The organism is Rhodococcus sp. 15-725-2-2b (assembly GCF_002259075.1).
Lineage (GTDB): Bacteria > Actinomycetota > Actinomycetes > Mycobacteriales > Mycobacteriaceae > Rhodococcoides.
In genome coordinates this window covers 270,916-288,264 of the sequence record NZ_NPFL01000019.1, presented here as the reverse complement: position 1 = coordinate 288,264, position 17,349 = coordinate 270,916, and the positions used below count along the sequence as shown (strand labels likewise).

Here is a 17,349-nt window from a genome sequence, read left to right as displayed (position 1 = left end):
GAATTATCCCTTCACATTGGTGATGGAGCGCTGTGCGGCTGCCGTGACGGCCTCGGCCGTGAAGCCGAACTCGCGGAAAAGTGTTGCAGCGTCGGCAGATTCGCCGTAGTGCTCGAGCGAGATGATCTCGCCGAAGCCGCCGACGATCTTCCACCACGGCATCGCGATGCCGGCTTCGATCGACACCCGGGCCTTGACGGTGGGCGGGATCACCTGGTCGCGGTAGTTCTGATCCTGGCTCTCGAACCACTCGACGCACGGCATCGAGACGACGCGGGCGGCGATGCCCTGCGCCTCGAGCTGCTTCTGTGCCTCCACGGCGTACTGCAGCTCGGAACCGGTGCCGATCAGCACGACGTCGGGGGTCGCCTCGGACGACTCGACGAGGATGTATCCGCCCTTGGAGACGCCCTCGTAGCTGGTGCCCTCGAGAATCGGGATGCCCTGACGCGTCAGCGCAAGGCCGACGGGTCCGCTGCTGCTGGACCTGGCCAGCACTGCCTGCCATGCGAACGCGGTTTCGTTGGCGTCGCCGGGGCGTACCACCGAGAGGTTGGGGATGGCCCGCAGCGCGGCGAGATGCTCGACCGGCTGGTGCGTCGGGCCGTCCTCACCGAGGCCGATGGAATCGTGGGTCCACACGTAGATGGGGTCGATGTCCATGAGTGACGCGAGCCGGACCGCAGGCCGCATGTAATCGCTGAACTGCATGAACGTTCCGCCGTATGCACGGGTCGGGCCGTGCATCACGATGCCCGAAAGAATCGCGCCCATCGCATGCTCACGGATACCGAAGTGCAGGGTGCGGCCGTACGGCTCGGCGTCCCAGTCGTCGGTGGAGATGGACGTGGGGCCGAAGGACTTCGCACCCTTGATCGTCGTGTTGTTGCTGCCTGCGAGGTCGGCCGAGCCGCCCCACAGCTCCGGGAGAACAGGTCCGACGGCGTTGAGAACCTCACCGGACGCGGCACGCGTGGCGACGGCCTTGCTGCCGGGCTCCCAGGTGGGCAGAACGTCGGTCCAGTTCTCGGGCAACGTGCCCCGGGTGAGGCGGTCCAGCAGTTTCTTGCGCTCGGGCTCGCGGGCGGCCCAGGCGTCGAACTGGACGGTCCACTCGGCGTGGGCCTTGCGGCCGCGCTCCTGCAGCTTGCGGGTGTGGCCGATGACCTCGTCGGTGACCTCGAACGTCTTGGCCGGATCGAAATCGAGGGCCTGCTTGACCTTCGCGATCTCCTCGTCGCCCAGTGCGGCACCGTGGACTGCGCCGGTGTTCATCATGGTGGGGGCCGGGAAGCCGATGATGGTACGCAGCACGATGATCGACGGCTTGTCGGTGACGGCCTTGGCAGCCTCGACGGCTTCTTCGATTGCGGTGACGTTCTCGCCGCCTTCGACCACCTGTACGTGCCAGCCGTAGGCCTCGTAGCGCGCGGCCGTGTTCTCGGAGAGAGCGATGTCGGTGGAGTGCTCGATGGAGATCTTGTTGTCGTCGTAGAACAGGATCAGGTTGCCGAGCTGCTGAGTACCGGCCAACGACGACGCCTCGGACGTCACGCCTTCTTCGATGTCTCCGTCGGAGGCGATCACGTAGATGTAGTGATCGAACGGGCTCTCACCGAGTGCGGGCTCGGGATCGAACAGACCGCGCTCGCGACGCGCCGCCATGGCCATGCCCACGGCGGAGGCGAGTCCCTGACCGAGCGGGCCGGTGGTGATCTCGACGCCGTCGGTGTGGCGGAACTCGGGGTGTCCGGGAGTCTTCGACTTGTAGGTACGCAGTGCCTCGATGTCGGCGAGCTCGAGACCGAAGCCGCCCAAGTACAGCTGCAGGTAGAGAGTCAGGCTCGAGTGCCCGCACGAGAGCACGAACCGGTCGCGGCCGATCCAATGCGTGTCGGTGGGGTCGTGACGCATGGTGCGCTGAAAGAGGGTGTAGGCGAGGGGAGCCAGGCTCATCGCGGTTCCGGGGTGGCCGTTGCCGACCTTCTGCACTGCGTCCGCTGCCAGAACACGAACGGTGTCGACCGCTCGGGTGTCCAGGTCCGTCCAGTCGCTCGGGTGGTGCGCCGTGGTGAGGACGTCAATATCGTCTGTGATCGACACGAGCAGAAATCTCCTGACATTCGTTCGAGTTGTGGCTCCGGGGAATCGTCGCCCGGCGGCGACTGCAATGCGCCTGGGTGGAGCACGCATGTGGTCGGTGCCGAAGGACGTCCTCCACCAGCCTAGTTCTGTCCGACCCTACTGTCGTGCCTTCCCCCGGGCGATTGCGCGCGGGTTACTCGTAGGCGACGTATTCCTCACTTTGGGTGCCCTGCGAATTGGAGGTGCAAACCCCGCCGTCTACCATCGGTCGTAGTAGGCGCACGGTCGTCGGCTCCCGCGGTTGTGGTCGCGGAGTTGCGCGTGCGCGCAGGCGCCGAAGTGTCGCCGTCGAGAGACAACCCGCGTGCCGGTGGCGCGTGAGCAAGTGGCCGAGCGCCAGAGAACGACAGTCGTGCGAGGAGACGCAGTGCGAATTGGGCAGCAGCCGGGCGGACACGGTTTCGCCGGCGGCCCCGGATTCGGAGCAGACGAGACAGGTGAGCCGACGCAGGCCGCGCCGGCAACGTCCGCCCCACGTAGAGCATTCGCACTCTTTCTTGCGTATGTCGCGCTCACGAAGCCCCGGGTCATCGAACTCCTCCTCGTCACGACCATTCCGGCGATGTTGCTGGCCGACCGGGGAAACGTCGATCCGTGGCTGATCCTCACCACCCTCTTCGGCGGAATGCTGGCCGCGGCCAGTGCCAACACGCTGAACATGGTGGTCGACGCAGACATCGACAAGGTGATGAAGCGCACCGAGAAGCGCCCGCTCGCCCGCGGTGCCATGCCCGTCTCGCACGCGCTGATCTTCGGGCTCGTACTCGGTGTGTTCTCGTTCTTCTGGCTGTGGGCCACCACGAATCTGCTCAGCGGTGTTCTCGCCGTCGTCACCATCTGCTTCTACATTTTCGTCTACACGCTGGTGCTCAAGCGGCGCACCTCGCAGAACGTGGTGTGGGGTGGCGCGGCCGGTTGCATGCCGGTGATGATCGGCTGGTCCGCTGTGACCGGCACGATCGGGTGGCAGGCTCTGGTGATGTTCCTGGTCATCTTCCTGTGGACGCCGCCGCACACCTGGGCGCTCATGCTCCGCTACAAGGAGGACTACCAGGCGGCCAACGTACCGATGCTGCCTGCGGTCGCGTCGGAGACGAAGGTCACCAAGCACATCGTGCTGTATGCGTGGGCCACCGTTGCCGCGACACTTGCGTTGGCACCGGGCTCGGGCATCGTCTACGCGGCCGTCGCCGTGGCGTCGGGAGTGTGGTTTCTCGTCGTCGCACACCGCCTGTACGCAGGCGTGCGAGCGGGAACTCCGGTCAAGCCACTGAAGCTGTTCATCCTCTCCAACGAATACCTGGCACTGGTGTTCTGCGGCTTGGCCGTCGACTCGGTCCTCGGCTGGCAGACGCTCGCCCAGCTTCTCTCCTGAGCGAGCGTCACCCGACGGATCGGTCAGGGAACGAGCACGATCGATCCCGTCGTTCGGCGTGACTCCAGATCGATGTGGGCCTGCGCGGCGTCCTCCAGCGCGTATCGAGCGCCGACCTCGACCGTGAGCGCGCCACGCGATATCGCCCCGAACACATCTCCGGCCCGCCACTCGAGCTCGGCCCGGTCCCGTATGTGGTGGGCGAGTGTCGGCCTGGTGAGGAACAGCGATCCTGCGCCGTTCAACCTCTGCGGGTCCAGGGGCGGGACCGGACCGCTCGCCGCTCCGAACAGGGCCAACGTCCCTCTGATCCGTAACGACGCCAGACTTGCCTCGAACGTGTCGGCACCGACGCCGTCGTACACCGCATGGACACCCTCGCCGTCGGTGATCTCGCGCACGCGAGCAGCGATGTCCTCTTCGTAGCGCAACACGTGGGCGGCACCGGCCTGCGCGGACCGCTCGGCCTTCGCATCCGTGGAGACCGTGGTGATGACGTTCACTCCCTTCGCCACCGCCATCTGCGTCAGCAACAGTCCGACGCCACCTGCGCCGGCGTGCACGAGGACGGTGTCACCCTGCTGGGCCGGGTAGGTGGATTCGATCAGGTAGTGCGCCGTCATACCCTGCAGCAGCGCCGAGGCGGCCTGATCGGCAGGAACGCCCTCGGGAACCGCGATGGCCGACGAGGCGTCGACCAGTACGTATTCCGCGTAGCTGCCCGGCGCTGCGGCCCAGGCGACGCGCTGTCCCGGTGCGAAGTCGGTGACGTCCGTTCCGACCTGTTCGATCACCCCGGATCCCTCGTCGCCGGGAACGTACGGCAGCGCGCGTGGATACAGACCGCGTCGAAAGTACGTGTCGATGTAGTTGATGCCGACGGCCTCGATCCGGACCAGTAGTTGAGCCGGTCCCGGCGTCGGTATCGGAATGTCGACGACGTTCATGACCTCGGGTCCGCCGGTGTTGTCTATTCGAATGGCACGCATGAGACCGTTCTACACGGGCGCGTCACACTCGGGTACACGGATCCGGGTAACACACGCACGCGGCCGAAGTTACCGATCAGTAACGACTCGACGGGTGGATGCTGGCGACGCGGACGGCCTCGGTATCGTGTCGGCATGGCTACCGAAATCGACAGCGCGGGCATCGAGAAGAACGAGTCGAACGAGGTTCCGAAGGGAACACTCGCGGCCGTGAAGAGCTTTCTCGCCGACCACGGCAACTCCGCCAACGTGGTGATCCAGCCGATCGGTCGAGCAGGAACTCGGCTCACCATGGTCGGTGCCGACGGCGTACTGGGCGACCAGGTGGTGGCGACGACCGCCATCGCCCGCGCGATCGTCGACGGTCTCGACCAGTTGACCGAGGCCGAATGGGACCGCGAGCTGGTCAGTTCGGTCAATCCGGCCCCCGGACACTACGAGAAGATGGCCGGGTGGGTGGCCGGTCAGAAGAAGTTCCCGAAGGCGCGCAACCAGGCGATCGTCTGAGCGGAGAAAACTGCGGAAATTCCTTCGATCCGGCGGGAACCATCTCGGTACCCGATGCGTCGAAGTCAGTGGAGGGGCAGTCGGCCATCTGAGGGGGAGGCCCGCTGCCCCTCCACCCTGTTCGAAGCTCGACCGATCGTCACGAGCGAACTGCGACGTCCTCGGTGGTCTCGACCGTCTCGGTCGCCACCGGGCCGCGAGTGCGGCAGGCCGCCCAGACTGCAGCGGTGGCGGCGGTACATCCGCCCGCACCGGCCACGTGGAAGGCGACGAGCACGGCCGGAACCCCGGTGAAGTACTGCACCAGTCCGATAAGAGACTGCGCCAGCACCAGGCCGATCAGGACGTTGAGTCGGAACGTGACCGCCTTCGGCGCACGAACCGCATACAGCGCGAATGCCAATCCGACGAGCAGGGCCAGGTAGCCGACCAGGAACTGAGAGTGTGCGTGCACCAGCGTCACGATCTCGATACCGAGACGCGGTACCGGTTCCTCGATGCTCTTGTCGCCCGCGTGCGGGCCGGCTCCGGTCACCATGGTGCCCGCGATCAGCACGCCCGTCAGAGCGATCCCGGACAGCCCCGTCAGCGCTCGCAGAGCACCCGGCACCGTCGGCGTGGACTCGGCCGGCGCATCGCTCTCGCCGACCTTGGCGTACAGCAACGTGGCCAGCCACACCATGGCCATCGAGACGACGAGGTGAACGGCTACCGTCCACCACAGCAGTCCGGTCAGCACCGTGAATCCGCCGATCACGGCCTGTACGACGGTACCGAGCGGCATCAGCCACGCGAAGAACAGCACTTCCCGACGCCGCCGTGCCCTGGTGACGGCGATGACGACCGCGGCGGCCGCGAGAACGACCACGAACGTGAGCAGACGGTTGCCGAACTCCACGGCCTGGTGCAGAACGGGGACCTCGGACACCCCGACGGGAGTGAAGCTACCGGGAAAGCACTGCGGCCACGTGGGGCACCCGAGTCCGGAACCGGTGACACGAACGACGGCGCCGGTGACAGCGATGCCACCCTGCGTCAGGATCGCAATGAATGCCAGCACCCGCTGCACTCGAAGCGAGGGCACGGGCAGGATATCGACGACGCGCAAGAACGCTCTGTACAGCACCCCTCGATGGTAAACGCCGATCAACTACACAGCGTCGTTGGGTGGCGAGCGTCGTTGGGTGGCGAGCCCCGCTCAGGTGAACTTGAACGTGCGTACCGCGAGGGTGCCGCACACCGCAGCCCACACCAGCAGTACGACCACACCGAAGATGTCGAAGGACGAGGACACACCTCTGCTCAGTGCCTCACCGAGCGCGCCGGACGGCACGATGCGTGCGACGTTCTGCAGTCCCTGGGGGATCTGGTCGTCCACGAACACCGCGCTGCCGATGCCGAGCATCACGAACCAGGCGATGTTCGCCAGCGCCAACACGATCTCGGCGCGCAGGGTGCCGCCGAGCAGCAGTCCCATCGACGCGAAGGTGACGGTTCCCAGAGCGATGATGACGGCCCCGAGCAACAGACCCGTCGCGCTCGGGCGCCATCCGAGAGCGACGCCGATCGAGCCGAGCAGAATCGATTGCAGAATCACCACGATCACCACGGCGGCGGATTTGCCGCCGATGATGCCCCACCGCGGAAGGGGTGTCGCCCCGAGTCTCTTGAGCGCGCCGTAGCGGCGATCGAAGCCGACAGCGATCGCCTGGCCGGTGAACGCCGTCGACATGATGGCCACCATCATCACGGCCGGGACGACGCGGGCCACTCGGTCGGCACCGAGTTCGCCGAAGGGCAGCAGGGTCAATCCGATCAGCAGGGTGATCGGGATGAACATCGTCAGCAGCAACTGTTCACCGTTGCGCAGCAACAACTTCAGTTCGAGGCGGGTCTGTGCGAGCAGCATCCGCGCAGCCGAGGCGGGCTGCGGGCGAGGCGCGAACAGGCCTGTCTCGAATCGGTTGTCGGCGAGCCGGGCTTCTCTGCGCACGGTCACTTCCTCAATTCTCTGCCGGTCAGTTCGAGGAACACGTCCTCGAGGCGGCGCTGGTCGACCTGCAATTCGGTGGCCAACACGTCCTGCTGTGCGCACCAGGACGTGACGATCACCAGAATCTGCGGCTCGATCACACCGGAGACCACATAGGAGCCTGGCGCCGGTTCCGACGGTACGTAACCCGGGGGGAGTGCCGCGTCGAGCATGGACAGTTCGAGTCCCGGGGGTGCGGTGAAGCGCAGTTGGCCCTCGGCACCCTGCTTGGTCAGCTCGGAGGGTGTGCCCGAGGCGACGACGCGGCCGTTGTCGATGATCGTCAGCCGATCCGCGAGCTGCTCGGCCTCGTCCATCAGATGTGTCGTGAGCAGTACGCCGACACCGTCGCGGCGCAGGGCGTCGATCAATTCCCACACCAGCAGCCGGGCCTGGGCGTCGAGCCCGGCGGTCGGTTCGTCGAGGAACACCAGTTCGGGCCGCCCGACGATGGCGCAGGCCAGAGCCAGCCGCTGCTGTTGCCCACCGGAGAGCCGCCGGTACGGGGTGCGGACGGCAGAGGTCAGGCCGAGGCAGTCGAGCAGCCACGCCGGGTCGAGGGGGTCGGCCGAGTACGAGGCGACGAGTTGGAGCATCTCGCCTGCCTTGGAACCGGGGTACGCACCTCCGCCCTGGAGCATGACGCCGATGCGTGGCCTCAGCTGCGCCGACTGCGCCACGGGGTCCAGTCCGAGGACCCGGACCGAGCCGCTGTCCGGCACGACGAACCCCTCGCACATCTCGACGGTGGTGGTCTTTCCTGCTCCGTTGGGGCCCAGCAGCGCGAGAACCTCGCCGGGGCCGATGTTCAGGCTCAGTCCGTCGACGGCACTGACACCGTCGTACGACTTGCGTACGTCGGTCAGCTGTACGACAGGTTGCGCCGCGTCGGACGTCCCGGAGATCACGAGGACTCAGCGTATTCGTCGTCGCTGCGGTCGCGTTCCGGTGGTCCGGTGCGGATGGGCCACGGCATCCGGTTTCGCGTGAGCAGATAGAGCACCGCGATCGTCAGGATGGTCACGACGGCGGCCTGCACGATCTGGAACGGTTGGTACTCACTGCCGTTCGGCATGAGGATCACGCTCACCAACGACGAGAAGGCGATGGCCGGACGCCGGAACGAGGGAGTCGTGGCCCACGCGGCCAGCGGAATCACCGCCCACAGCAGGTACCAGGGTTGCACCACCGGGAACAACAGGACGACGGCACCGAGCGCGACGCCGAGTGCGCCGACCGGATGCAGGCGGCCGCGCAGAACGGCGATCAGCATGCGGACGACGATGATTCCTGCGACGACGGCAGCGATCGGGCGAGTGAGACCCAACACAGCGGTGGTGTGGTCGCCGAGACCCAGCAGCACACCGACGAATCCGGTACCGAGACCGAGGATCGTGGGAATCGACATCCAGCTGCGCACCACTCCCGCGGTCCCCAGAGTGTTGATCCAGCCGAAGCCCAGCCCGCTACCCAGGCTCACGGCGACCTGGACCACGACGGCGATCGAGCCGAGCAACAGTGCCGCGTACATCACGGATCTGAGGGTCCCGCCCCATCGCCTCGACAGTGCCATCCCCACGAAGCCGAGCGCGATGAGCGAGGGAATCTTGATCGCAGACGACAGCGCGATCAGGCCTGCTCCGCCGACGAGGAATGCGATATCGGTGCTGCGCAAAGGACCCGCGCGCTCGATCGCGCGAAGGGCCAGTTCGGTACCGGCCAGCATGAGCCCGATCATCAGGGCCTCGTTGTGGATACCGGCGACCAGGTGGAACAGCAGCAGCGGGTTCGCGGCACCGAGCCACAGTGCCGTGACCGACGCGACCCCACAGCGTCGGGCGAGACGTGGCAGCGACCAAACGATCAGCGCTACGCCCACCAGCGCAAGCAGACGATGGAGGAAAATGCCTGCGACGATGTTCTCACCGGTCAAGTACGTGATTCCACGCCCCATCCACAGGAACAGCGGACCGTAGGGTGCCGGGGTCTCCCGCCAGATGTTGGGAACCGTTCGGGTCAGCACGTTGTCGGCCCCGAGTGCATCGACCGGACCGACCTCGTACGGGTCGAGTCCGCGTGCGGTGATCTCGCTCTGGGCGAGGTACGAGTAGACATCGCGCGAGAACATCGGCGGTGCCACACTCAACGGCAGGATCCACAGCAGCAGTGTGCGGTCCATCTGGGAACGAGTGAGCCGACGTGGGGTGGTTCCCGACCGTGTGCGTCCCAACGCGAATCTTCCCAACAGCAACCACGCGAGCACCACGATGACGGTTCCGGTCATCGTGACGGTCAGTGCGGTGGTCGCCATTCGGGACGGCAAGCTCAGCAGTCGGACACCCGCGATCGGGTTCTGCAGCACCGGCTGCGCGCCCGCGCCGAGGGCACCGATCGCCATCAGCAGCGCACCCGCGGCACCGAAACGACGGATGTTCCTGAGTTGGTTCGTCTCCGAGGGGTTCAGCCCCGGTGCCTCCTGCTCGTCTCCGTGCAGGGTGGCGACCGCCCCGCCGGGAGGCGTCGGTTCCAGGCCGATGACTCGACGGGCGGGGACCACGACGAACCGCTGGACGAGCGCGCCCGGGGTGGACTTCGATGTGCCGGATGCCGAGGAGAACTCGGAACCGCTCGCGGAAGGTGAGCTCTCGGAACTGGGCTCACTGTCGGTCGATGGCACAGTGGGAGCGTAGCTGTGCACTCGCGCACGGCCTGCACCGTGCTCCATCCGCAGGCACGGCATCGGCCACGTCGTCGGACGAGCGCCCTGCATAGGGCACCCTTGCTGGACCGGGTCCCGCAATTCCGTCACACTGGTGTTGTGAAAACAACCGAGAGCTCGCTCGTGCGTCCGGGAAGTGTCGAGTCTTCGGCGTCCGGCGCAGGCGTTTCGTCGGTGCGACCCACGTCGGCCCCCGAGGGGCAGACGCGGAGCGCTGTGGTCACACTACTGCTGGAAGAGGGCCCCATCACCGCCTCCGACATCGGTACTCGGCTGGGGTTGAGCGCTGCGGGTGTCCGACGTCACCTGGACGCACTCATCGACGCGGGCGAGGCCCGCATCACCACCCCCGCAGGTGCTCGGCAACGTGGCCGGGGCCGACCGGCCAAGCATTTCCAGCTCACCGCAGCCGGGCGCAACCGTCTCGGCCACACCTACGACGATCTTGCCGGTGCCGCCATGCGGCAGCTGCGCAAGATCGGGGGAGACGCGGCAATCGAGACATTCGCTCGGCAACGCGTCAACACCATCGTGGCCGACGTGGAGCCTGCGACGGGATCCGATGCGCATGCCGTGGAGGACGCCGCCGACCGAATCGCCGACGCGTTCAGCGCGGCCGGATTCTCGGCCACCACCCGTCAGGTGGGCAACGGTGTGCAGATCTGCCAGCACCACTGCCCGGTGTCGCACGTCGCCTCCGAGTTTCCGGAGCTGTGCGAGGCCGAGCAGACCGCGTTCGCCGAGATCCTCGGCACGCACGTGCAGCGTTTGGCGACCATCGCCAACGGTAATTGCGCGTGTACGACGCACGTACCGCTGTCATCGACGCGGTACTCGAACACCGATAGTTCCGACAAGAAGACTCCCGACGCGCAGCCCCGTGTCGGAGAACGCCCACGCCTCCGGAAGGAGCCCGCATGACCGTCACACCAGACCAGGTGACACCCACCGCGCCGCTGACCCAGGACGAGACCATCGCCTCGCTCGGCACCTACGGATACGGCTGGGCCGACTCGGACGTAGCAGGTGAAAGCGCCAAGCGCGGTCTCTCCGAGGCCGTCGTCCGCGACATCTCGCAGAAGAAGAGCGAGCCCGAGTGGATGCTCGAGGCGCGCCTCAAGGCGCTCAAGACGTTCGAGCGCAAGCCGATGCCGAACTGGGGTTCCGACCTCGACGGCATCGATTTCGACAACATCAAGTACTTCGTGCGGTCCAGCGAGAAGCAGGCTGCAACGTGGGAAGACCTGCCCGAGGACATCAAGAACACGTACGACAAGCTCGGCATCCCCGAGGCGGAGAAGCAGCGCCTCGTCTCCGGTGTCGCCGCCCAGTACGAGTCCGAGGTCGTCTACCACTCGATCCGTGAGGACCTCGAGGCTCAGGGAGTGTTGTTCCTCGACACCGACACCGCCCTCAAGGAGCAGCCGGAGCTGTTCCGCGAGTACTTCGGAACCGTCATCCCCGCAGGCGACAACAAGTTCTCCGCACTGAACACCGCGGTGTGGTCCGGTGGATCGTTCATCTACATCCCGCCGGGCGTCCACGTGGACATCCCGCTGCAGGCCTACTTCCGGATCAACACCGAGAACATGGGTCAGTTCGAGCGCACGCTGATCATCGTCGACGAGGGTGCCTACGTGCACTACGTCGAAGGTTGCACCGCGCCGATCTACAAGTCGGACTCGCTGCACTCCGCCGTGGTGGAGATCATCGTCAAGAAGGGTGGTCGTTGCCGCTACACGACCATCCAGAACTGGTCGAACAACGTCTACAACCTCGTCACCAAGCGCGCCAAGGCCGAGGCAGGCGCAACGATGGAGTGGGTCGACGGCAACATCGGCTCCAAGGTCACCATGAAGTACCCGGCCGTCTGGATGACCGGTGAGTACGCCAAGGGCGAGGTTCTCTCGGTCGCGTTCGCAGGCCCGGACCAGCACCAGGACACCGGCTCGAAGATGTTGCACCTGGCACCGCACACGTCGTCGAACATCGTCAGCAAGTCCGTCGCTCGCGGCGGCGGCCGGACGTCGTACCGCGGTCTGATCCAGATCAACAAGGGTGCGCACGGTTCGCGTTCGACGGTCAAGTGCGACGCGTTGCTCGTCGACACGATCAGTCGTTCCGACACCTACCCGTACGTCGACATCCGCGAGGACGACGTCTCGATGGGCCACGAGGCCACCGTCTCGAAGGTCAGCGACGATCAGTTGTTCTACCTGATGAGCCGCGGCATGACCGAGGACGAGGCGATGGCGATGGTCGTGCGCGGCTTCGTCGAGCCGATCGCTCGCGAACTGCCGATGGAATACGCGCTCGAGCTCAACCGGCTCATCGAGCTGCAGATGGAAGGGTCGGTCGGATAAGTGAACAACCCCCTCACCGGAGTGATGGGTGCCGTGGCATCCGAAAACCCCGAGTCGGCCAAGGAAGACAAGTCGAAGCTCGTCGTGAACAAGGGCGCTCAGTTCACGTCCTACGACGTGAATGCGTTCGAGATCCCGTCGGGTCGTGACGAGCTGTGGCGTTTCACGCCGCTGCGTCGGCTGCGCGGCCTGCACGACGGTTCCGCCGTCGCCGACGGGGCCGCTCAGGTCACCGTCGGCACCCCGGAATCGGTGACCGTGGAGACCGTCGGGCGCGAGGACGAGCGACTGGGCAAGGCCGGCGTTCCTGCCGATCGTGTTGCCGCTCAGGCATTCTCGGCGTTCACCGAGGCCACGATCGTCTCCGTGCCGAACGAGGTCGAGGTGGCCGATCCGATCGAGATCACCGTCGACGGTCCCGGTGTCGACCACGTCGCCTACGGCCACCTCCAGATCCGACTCGGCACGTTCGCTCGTGCCACCGTCGTGATCGACCAGCGAGGTAGTGGCACGTACGCGGAGAACGTCGAGTTCGTTCTCGGTGACAGCTCGCAGTTGCACGTCGTGCTGATCCAGGACTGGCAGTCCGACGCCGTGCACGTGGCGGCACACCACGCACTCCTGGGACGCGACGCCGTGCTGCGGCACTACAACGTCAGTCTCGGCGGCGACCTGGTGCGCATCAGCCCGACCGTGCGCTACAGCGCGCCCGGTGGTGACGCCGACATGCTGGGTCTGTACTTCGCCGACGCGGGCCAGCACCTCGAGCAGCGTCTGCTCGTCGACCACTCGGCTCCGCACTGCAAGTCCAACGTCATGTACAAGGGCGCATTGCAGGGCGAAGTGGGCCCGGGCAAGCACGACGCGCACACCGTCTGGATCGGCGACGTTCTCATCCGCGCCGAGGCCGAGGGAACCGAGACCTACGAGCTCAACCGGAACCTGGTTCTCACCGACGGCGCGCGCGCCGATTCGGTACCGAACCTCGAGATCGAGACCGGGGAGATCGTCGGAGCAGGCCACGCCAGTGCCACCGGCCGTTTCGACGACGAGCAGCTGTTCTACCTGCGCGCTCGTGGCATCTCCGAGGAGGTCGCTCGCCGACTCGTCGTCCGCGGCTTCTTCCACGAGGTCATCGACAAGATTCCGGTCCCCGCCGTGCGCGAGCGCCTGGACGCTGCCATCGAGACCGAACTCGCCGTCGTCGGCGCGTAGGTCACACCCGAACCTTTCTCGACTGCACAAAGGAACTTTTTGATGTCCACACTCGAAATCCGCGATCTGCACGTCAGCGTCGCCAACTCCGACGCCACTGCGGAGCCCATCAACATCCTCAAGGGTGTCGACCTCACCGTGAAGTCGGGTGAGACGCACGCGATCATGGGTCCCAACGGTTCCGGCAAGTCGACCCTGTCCTACGCCATCGCCGGCCACCCGAAGTACACAGTGACCTCGGGCACCATCACCCTCGACGGTGAAGACGTGCTCGAGATGAGCGTCGACGAGCGTGCGCGCGCCGGCCTCTTCCTGGCGATGCAGTACCCGGTCGAGGTGCCGGGCGTGTCGATGTCGAACTTCCTCCGCACCGCCGCCACCGCCGTGCGCGGTGAGGCTCCGAAGCTGCGGCACTGGGTCAAGGAAGCCAAGACCGCGATGAGCGAGCTCGAGATCGAGGCGAACTTCCTCGAGCGCAACGTCAACGAGGGATTCTCCGGCGGCGAGAAGAAGCGTCACGAAATTCTTCAGCTGGGACTGCTCAAGCCCAAGATCGCCATCCTCGACGAGACCGACTCCGGCCTCGACGTCGACGCTCTGCGCGTGGTGTCCGAGGGCGTCAACAAGTACAAGGAGCGCGAAGACGGTGGAGTGCTGCTGATCACGCACTACACCCGCATCCTGCGCTACATCAAGCCCGACTTCGTCCACGTCTTCGTCAACGGTGAAATCGTGAAGTCCGGCGGTGCAGAGCTGGCCGACGAGCTCGAGGCCAACGGATACGCCGGCTACACGCAGGCCGCGACCACCGGAGCATGAGTATGGCTGCACCCGCAGCTGCGGCGGTGGCGGCATCGTTCGATGTCGCCACGGTTCGCCGCGACTTCCCCATCCTCTCGCGTACCGTGCGAGACGGTAAGCCGTTGGTGTATCTGGACTCCGGTGCCACCTCTCAGCGGCCCGTGCAGGTACTCGACGCCGAGCGTGAATTTCTGACCACATGCAACGCCGCCGTACACCGCGGGGCGCATCAGTTGGCCGAAGAGGCCACCGATGCCTACGAGGGTGCGCGCGCCGCCATCGCGTCGTTCGTCGGTGCCGACGTCGACGAGATCGTGTTCACCAAGAACGCGACCGAGTCGCTCAACCTGGTGACGTACGTGCTTGCCGATCAGCGATTCGATCGCCACCTCGGTCCCGGCGACGAGATCGTCGTCACCGAACTCGAACACCACGCCAACCTCGTTCCGTGGCAGGAGCTGGCAGCTCGAACCGGTGCCACGCTTCGCTGGTACGGCGTCACCGACGACGGTCGAATCGACCTCGACTCGCTCGAATTGTCCTCGGCCGTCAAGGTTCTCGCGTTCACGCATCAGTCCAACGTGACCGGCGCGGTCGCTCCGGTCGAGGAATTGGTGCGTCGGGCCAGGGCGGTGGGCGCACTCGTCGTCCTCGACGCATGCCAGTCGGTGCCGCACATGAAGGTCGATTTCCACGCGCTCGACGTCGACTACGCCGCGTTCTCCGGTCACAAGATGCTCGGTCCATCGGGGGTCGGCGTGTTGTACGGCAAGGCTGCACTCCTCGAAGCGATGCCTCCGTTCATCACCGGCGGTTCGATGATCGAGACCGTCACCATGGAGGAGACGACGTTCGCCGCGCCGCCGCAACGGTTCGAGGCCGGCGTTCCGATGACCTCGCAGGTCGTCGGACTCGGCGCAGCTGTGCACTACCTGGAGAACATCGGCATCGATGTCATCGCCGCGCACGAAAAGGCCTTGGTCGCAGCAACTCTCGCCGAGTTCGCGAAGATCGACGGTGTTCGCGTGATCGGACCGACGGAGAACGTCGACCGCGGTTCGGCGGTGTCGTTCGTGGTCGACGGCATTCATGCCCACGACCTCGGACAGATCCTGGACGACGAGGGGGTCGCCATCCGCGTCGGACATCACTGCGCGTGGCCCCTGCATCGTCGGTTCGGTGTGGCTGCGACAGCGCGCGCCTCGTTCGCGCTCTACAACACGGTCGAGGAAGTGCAGGTTCTGGCACAGGCGATTCGCCGCGCACAGTCGTTCTTCGGCACCACCGACAACGGCGGGGGAGGTCAGCGGTAGATGCGCATGGAACAGATGTACCAGGAAGTGATCCTCGATCACTACAAGCACCCGCACGGCCGTGGACTGCGCGAGCCCTTCGGTGCCGAGGTACACCACGTCAACCCCACCTGCGGCGACGAGGTGACCCTGCGCGTGCAGATCGAGAACGGCACCGTCGCCGACGTCTCGTACGACGGCCAGGGCTGCTCGATCAGCCAGGCGGCGACATCGGTGCTCACCGACCAGGTCGTCGGCCTGAGCGTCGCCGATGCGTTGAAGACGGTCGACGCGTTCAGCGACATGGTCGGCAGCAGAGGTACCGTCGAAGGCGACGAGGACGTCATCGGTGACGGAATCGCGTTCGTCGGTGTGGCCAAATACCCGGCCCGTGTCAAGTGCGCCCTGCTGGGATGGATGGCTTTCAAGGACGCGGTTGTTCAGGTAGTGGACGCAGATTCGACAGTCACGACGGGCGAGACCGCCCAGTCGGCATTTTCCGGAGGACAGGGATCATGACGGATACAACAGATACGACCCAGTCAGCGTCGGAGACATCGGAGACCACTCCTGTGGCTCTGACCGCCGACGAGATCAAGGTGCTCGAGGACCTCGAAGAAGCGATGCGCGACGTCGTCGACCCCGAACTCGGGATCAACGTCGTCGACCTGGGACTGGTGTACGACATCAAGATCGACGCCGACGACATCGTCACGGTCGACATGACGCTGACGTCGGCGGCATGCCCGTTGACCGATGTCATCGAGGATCAGGCTCGCGGCGCGCTCGTGCGCAGCGGTCTGGCCGCCGACCTCAAGATCAACTGGGTCTGGATGCCGCCGTGGGGTCCGGACAAGATCACCGACGACGGTCGCGAGCAGCTCAGGGCCCTCGGCTTCACCGTCTGACGTACGGCCGAGTCGGCCCCCTCACGCACCCTTGGCTTCGTCGGCTTTGGAGTCGGTGGTCTTGGCGGGGGTCGACTTCTTCGCTGTCGTCTTCTTGGCGGCCGCCTTCTTCGCCGGGGCTTTCTTCGCGGGTGTCTTCTTCGCCGAAGCGGATGTGGAGGACCCCGACTTCGTGTTCTTTCCTGCCGCCTCGACGCTGCGTTGCAAAGCCGCCACGAGATCGACGACCTCGGCATCCTCTCCGTCGTCGTCCTTCTCCGTCTCGGTGTGGATGACCTTCTCACCGCCGTTGGCGAGCGTCTCGTCGATCAGCTTGCGCAGTTCGATCTGGTAGTCGTCGGTGTACTCGGTGGGATCGAATTCCGAGGACATGCTTTCGACCAGGGACGTCGCCATCTTCACTTCCTGCGGGCGCGCGGACGGCGCGTCTTCGAGCGAAGGAAACTCTGCGGCCCTGACTTCGTCCGGCCACAGCAGTGTCTGGATCACCAGTACGTCGTCGCGCACGCGTAGTGCGGCCAGGCGGGTCTTCTGTCGCAGAGTGAAATGCACCAGCGCGGTGCGTTCGGTTTCCTCCAGCGTCTCCCGAAGCAGCACGTAGGCCTTGGGTGACGCGGAGTCCGGCTCGAGGAAGTAACTCTTGTCGTAGAGGATCGGATCGATCTGCTCGGTCGGCACGAATTCGAGAACCGGAATTTCGTGCTTCTCCGCCGCAGGCAGCTTGTCGAAGTCGTCGTCGGTGAGAATGACGCGTTCCCCGTCGGGGGAGTCGTACGCCTTGTCGATATCGGCGAACTGCACCGACTTGCCGCATTCCTGACAGATGCGGTCGTACTTGATGCGCCCGCCGTCCTTCGCGTGCACTTGATGAAACCGAATGTCGTGCTGCTCGGTGGCCGAGTAGACCTTCACCGGAACATTGACCAGTCCGAAGGCGATCGAGCCCTTCCAAATGCTGCGCATCTGTCCATGATCGCCGACCGGGCGCCCGCGTGTCGACCGT

16 protein-coding genes are annotated in these 17,349 nt (G+C 65.6%); 9 read left to right on the top strand and 7 right to left on the bottom strand.

Going from position 1 to position 17,349, the window contains the following annotated elements:
* Window positions 1-3: 3 nt before the first annotated feature.
* Window positions 4-2,103, bottom strand: coding sequence for a transketolase (tkt, locus tag CH306_RS21955; RefSeq protein ID WP_094647939.1), 2,100 nt, complete (start codon window positions 2,101-2,103; stop codon window positions 4-6).
* Between the two features lie 409 nt (window positions 2,104-2,512).
* Between tkt and CH306_RS21950 the strand changes: the two genes are divergently transcribed.
* A complete protein-coding gene (locus tag CH306_RS21950) occupies window positions 2,513-3,520 on the top strand; it encodes a heme o synthase (protein WP_045199760.1) in 1,008 nt (335 codons plus the stop codon).
* Between the two features lie 23 nt (window positions 3,521-3,543).
* Here CH306_RS21950 and CH306_RS21945 read toward each other — a convergent pair whose 3' ends face one another.
* Window positions 3,544-4,509, bottom strand: a complete 966-nt coding sequence (locus CH306_RS21945) for a quinone oxidoreductase family protein (protein WP_032398016.1) — start codon at window positions 4,507-4,509, stop codon at window positions 3,544-3,546.
* Between the two features lie 135 nt (window positions 4,510-4,644).
* Here CH306_RS21945 and CH306_RS21940 point away from each other — a divergent pair, with 135 nt between their 5' ends.
* The gene (locus CH306_RS21940; RefSeq protein ID WP_045195275.1) at window positions 4,645-5,016 is read left to right on the top strand and encodes a hypothetical protein; all 372 of its coding nucleotides are present in this window, start codon (window positions 4,645-4,647) and stop codon (window positions 5,014-5,016) included.
* A 139-nt stretch (window positions 5,017-5,155) separates the two neighbouring features.
* Here CH306_RS21940 and CH306_RS21935 read toward each other — a convergent pair whose 3' ends face one another.
* The 4 genes from CH306_RS21935 to mptB form a co-directional block, all read right to left on the bottom strand.
* Window positions 5,156-6,142, bottom strand: coding sequence for a COX15/CtaA family protein (locus CH306_RS21935; RefSeq protein ID WP_094647938.1), 987 nt, complete (start codon window positions 6,140-6,142; stop codon window positions 5,156-5,158).
* Between the two features lie 72 nt (window positions 6,143-6,214).
* On the bottom strand, window positions 6,215-7,009 hold the full coding sequence (locus CH306_RS21930) for an ABC transporter permease (RefSeq protein WP_371828407.1): 795 nt from the start codon (window positions 7,007-7,009) through the stop codon (window positions 6,215-6,217).
* A 2-nt stretch (window positions 7,010-7,011) separates the two neighbouring features.
* Entirely contained in the window at window positions 7,012-7,956 is a 945-nt protein-coding gene (locus CH306_RS21925; RefSeq protein WP_179272737.1) for an ABC transporter ATP-binding protein, read from the bottom strand.
* Window positions 7,953-9,605, bottom strand: coding sequence for a polyprenol phosphomannose-dependent alpha 1,6 mannosyltransferase MptB (gene mptB / locus CH306_RS21920; protein ID WP_094648016.1), 1,653 nt, complete (start codon window positions 9,603-9,605; stop codon window positions 7,953-7,955). The genes CH306_RS21925 and mptB overlap by 4 nt, the downstream gene beginning before the upstream one ends.
* 336 nt (window positions 9,606-9,941) lie before the next feature.
* Between mptB and CH306_RS21915 the strand changes: the two genes are divergently transcribed.
* From CH306_RS21915 to CH306_RS21885, 7 genes are read left to right on the top strand one after another with little or no spacing between them, the layout of a single operon-like run.
* A complete protein-coding gene (locus CH306_RS21915) occupies window positions 9,942-10,688 on the top strand; it encodes a helix-turn-helix transcriptional regulator (RefSeq protein WP_373453991.1) in 747 nt (248 codons plus the stop codon).
* The gene (sufB, locus tag CH306_RS21910) at window positions 10,685-12,130 is read left to right on the top strand and encodes a Fe-S cluster assembly protein SufB (RefSeq protein ID WP_032398021.1); all 1,446 of its coding nucleotides are present in this window, start codon (window positions 10,685-10,687) and stop codon (window positions 12,128-12,130) included. Before CH306_RS21915 ends, sufB begins: the two co-directional genes overlap by 4 nt.
* 24 nt (window positions 12,131-12,154) lie before the next feature.
* On the top strand, window positions 12,155-13,345 hold the full coding sequence (sufD, locus tag CH306_RS21905) for a Fe-S cluster assembly protein SufD (RefSeq protein ID WP_094648013.1): 1,191 nt from the start codon (window positions 12,155-12,157) through the stop codon (window positions 13,343-13,345).
* A gap of 42 nt (window positions 13,346-13,387) precedes the next feature.
* Complete coding sequence (sufC, locus tag CH306_RS21900; protein WP_032398023.1) at window positions 13,388-14,164, top strand: Fe-S cluster assembly ATPase SufC; 777 nt, start codon at window positions 13,388-13,390, stop codon at window positions 14,162-14,164.
* A gap of 2 nt (window positions 14,165-14,166) precedes the next feature.
* The gene (locus CH306_RS21895) at window positions 14,167-15,459 is read left to right on the top strand and encodes a cysteine desulfurase (protein WP_094647937.1); all 1,293 of its coding nucleotides are present in this window, start codon (window positions 14,167-14,169) and stop codon (window positions 15,457-15,459) included.
* Entirely contained in the window at window positions 15,460-15,957 is a 498-nt protein-coding gene (sufU, locus tag CH306_RS21890) for a Fe-S cluster assembly sulfur transfer protein SufU (RefSeq protein WP_032398025.1), read from the top strand.
* On the top strand, window positions 15,954-16,346 hold the full coding sequence (locus CH306_RS21885; RefSeq protein WP_032398026.1) for a metal-sulfur cluster assembly factor: 393 nt from the start codon (window positions 15,954-15,956) through the stop codon (window positions 16,344-16,346). Before sufU ends, CH306_RS21885 begins: the two co-directional genes overlap by 4 nt.
* A gap of 21 nt (window positions 16,347-16,367) precedes the next feature.
* Here CH306_RS21885 and ku read toward each other — a convergent pair whose 3' ends face one another.
* Window positions 16,368-17,309, bottom strand: coding sequence for a non-homologous end joining protein Ku (gene ku, locus CH306_RS21880; protein ID WP_094647936.1), 942 nt, complete (start codon window positions 17,307-17,309; stop codon window positions 16,368-16,370).
* Between the last annotated feature and the right edge of the window lie 40 nt (window positions 17,310-17,349).

Bases quoted from the DNA above. Each gene is read 5' to 3' on its own strand.
- CH306_RS21945 (WP_032398016.1), bottom strand. From the start codon at position 4,509: ATGCGTGCCATTCGAATAGACAACACCGGCGGACCCGAGGTCATGAAC.
- CH306_RS21940 (WP_045195275.1), top strand. From the start codon at position 4,645: ATGGCTACCGAAATCGACAGCGCGGGCATCGAGAAGAACGAGTCGAAC.
- sufB (WP_032398021.1), top strand. From the start codon at position 10,685: ATGACCGTCACACCAGACCAGGTGACACCCACCGCGCCGCTGACCCAG.
- sufD (WP_094648013.1), top strand. From the start codon at position 12,155: ATGGGTGCCGTGGCATCCGAAAACCCCGAGTCGGCCAAGGAAGACAAG.
- sufC (WP_032398023.1), top strand. From the start codon at position 13,388: ATGTCCACACTCGAAATCCGCGATCTGCACGTCAGCGTCGCCAACTCC.
- CH306_RS21895 (WP_094647937.1), top strand. From the start codon at position 14,167: ATGGCTGCACCCGCAGCTGCGGCGGTGGCGGCATCGTTCGATGTCGCC.
- sufU (WP_032398025.1), top strand. From the start codon at position 15,460: ATGCGCATGGAACAGATGTACCAGGAAGTGATCCTCGATCACTACAAG.
- CH306_RS21885 (WP_032398026.1), top strand. From the start codon at position 15,954: ATGACGGATACAACAGATACGACCCAGTCAGCGTCGGAGACATCGGAG.
- ku (WP_094647936.1), bottom strand. From the start codon at position 17,309: ATGCGCAGCATTTGGAAGGGCTCGATCGCCTTCGGACTGGTCAATGTT.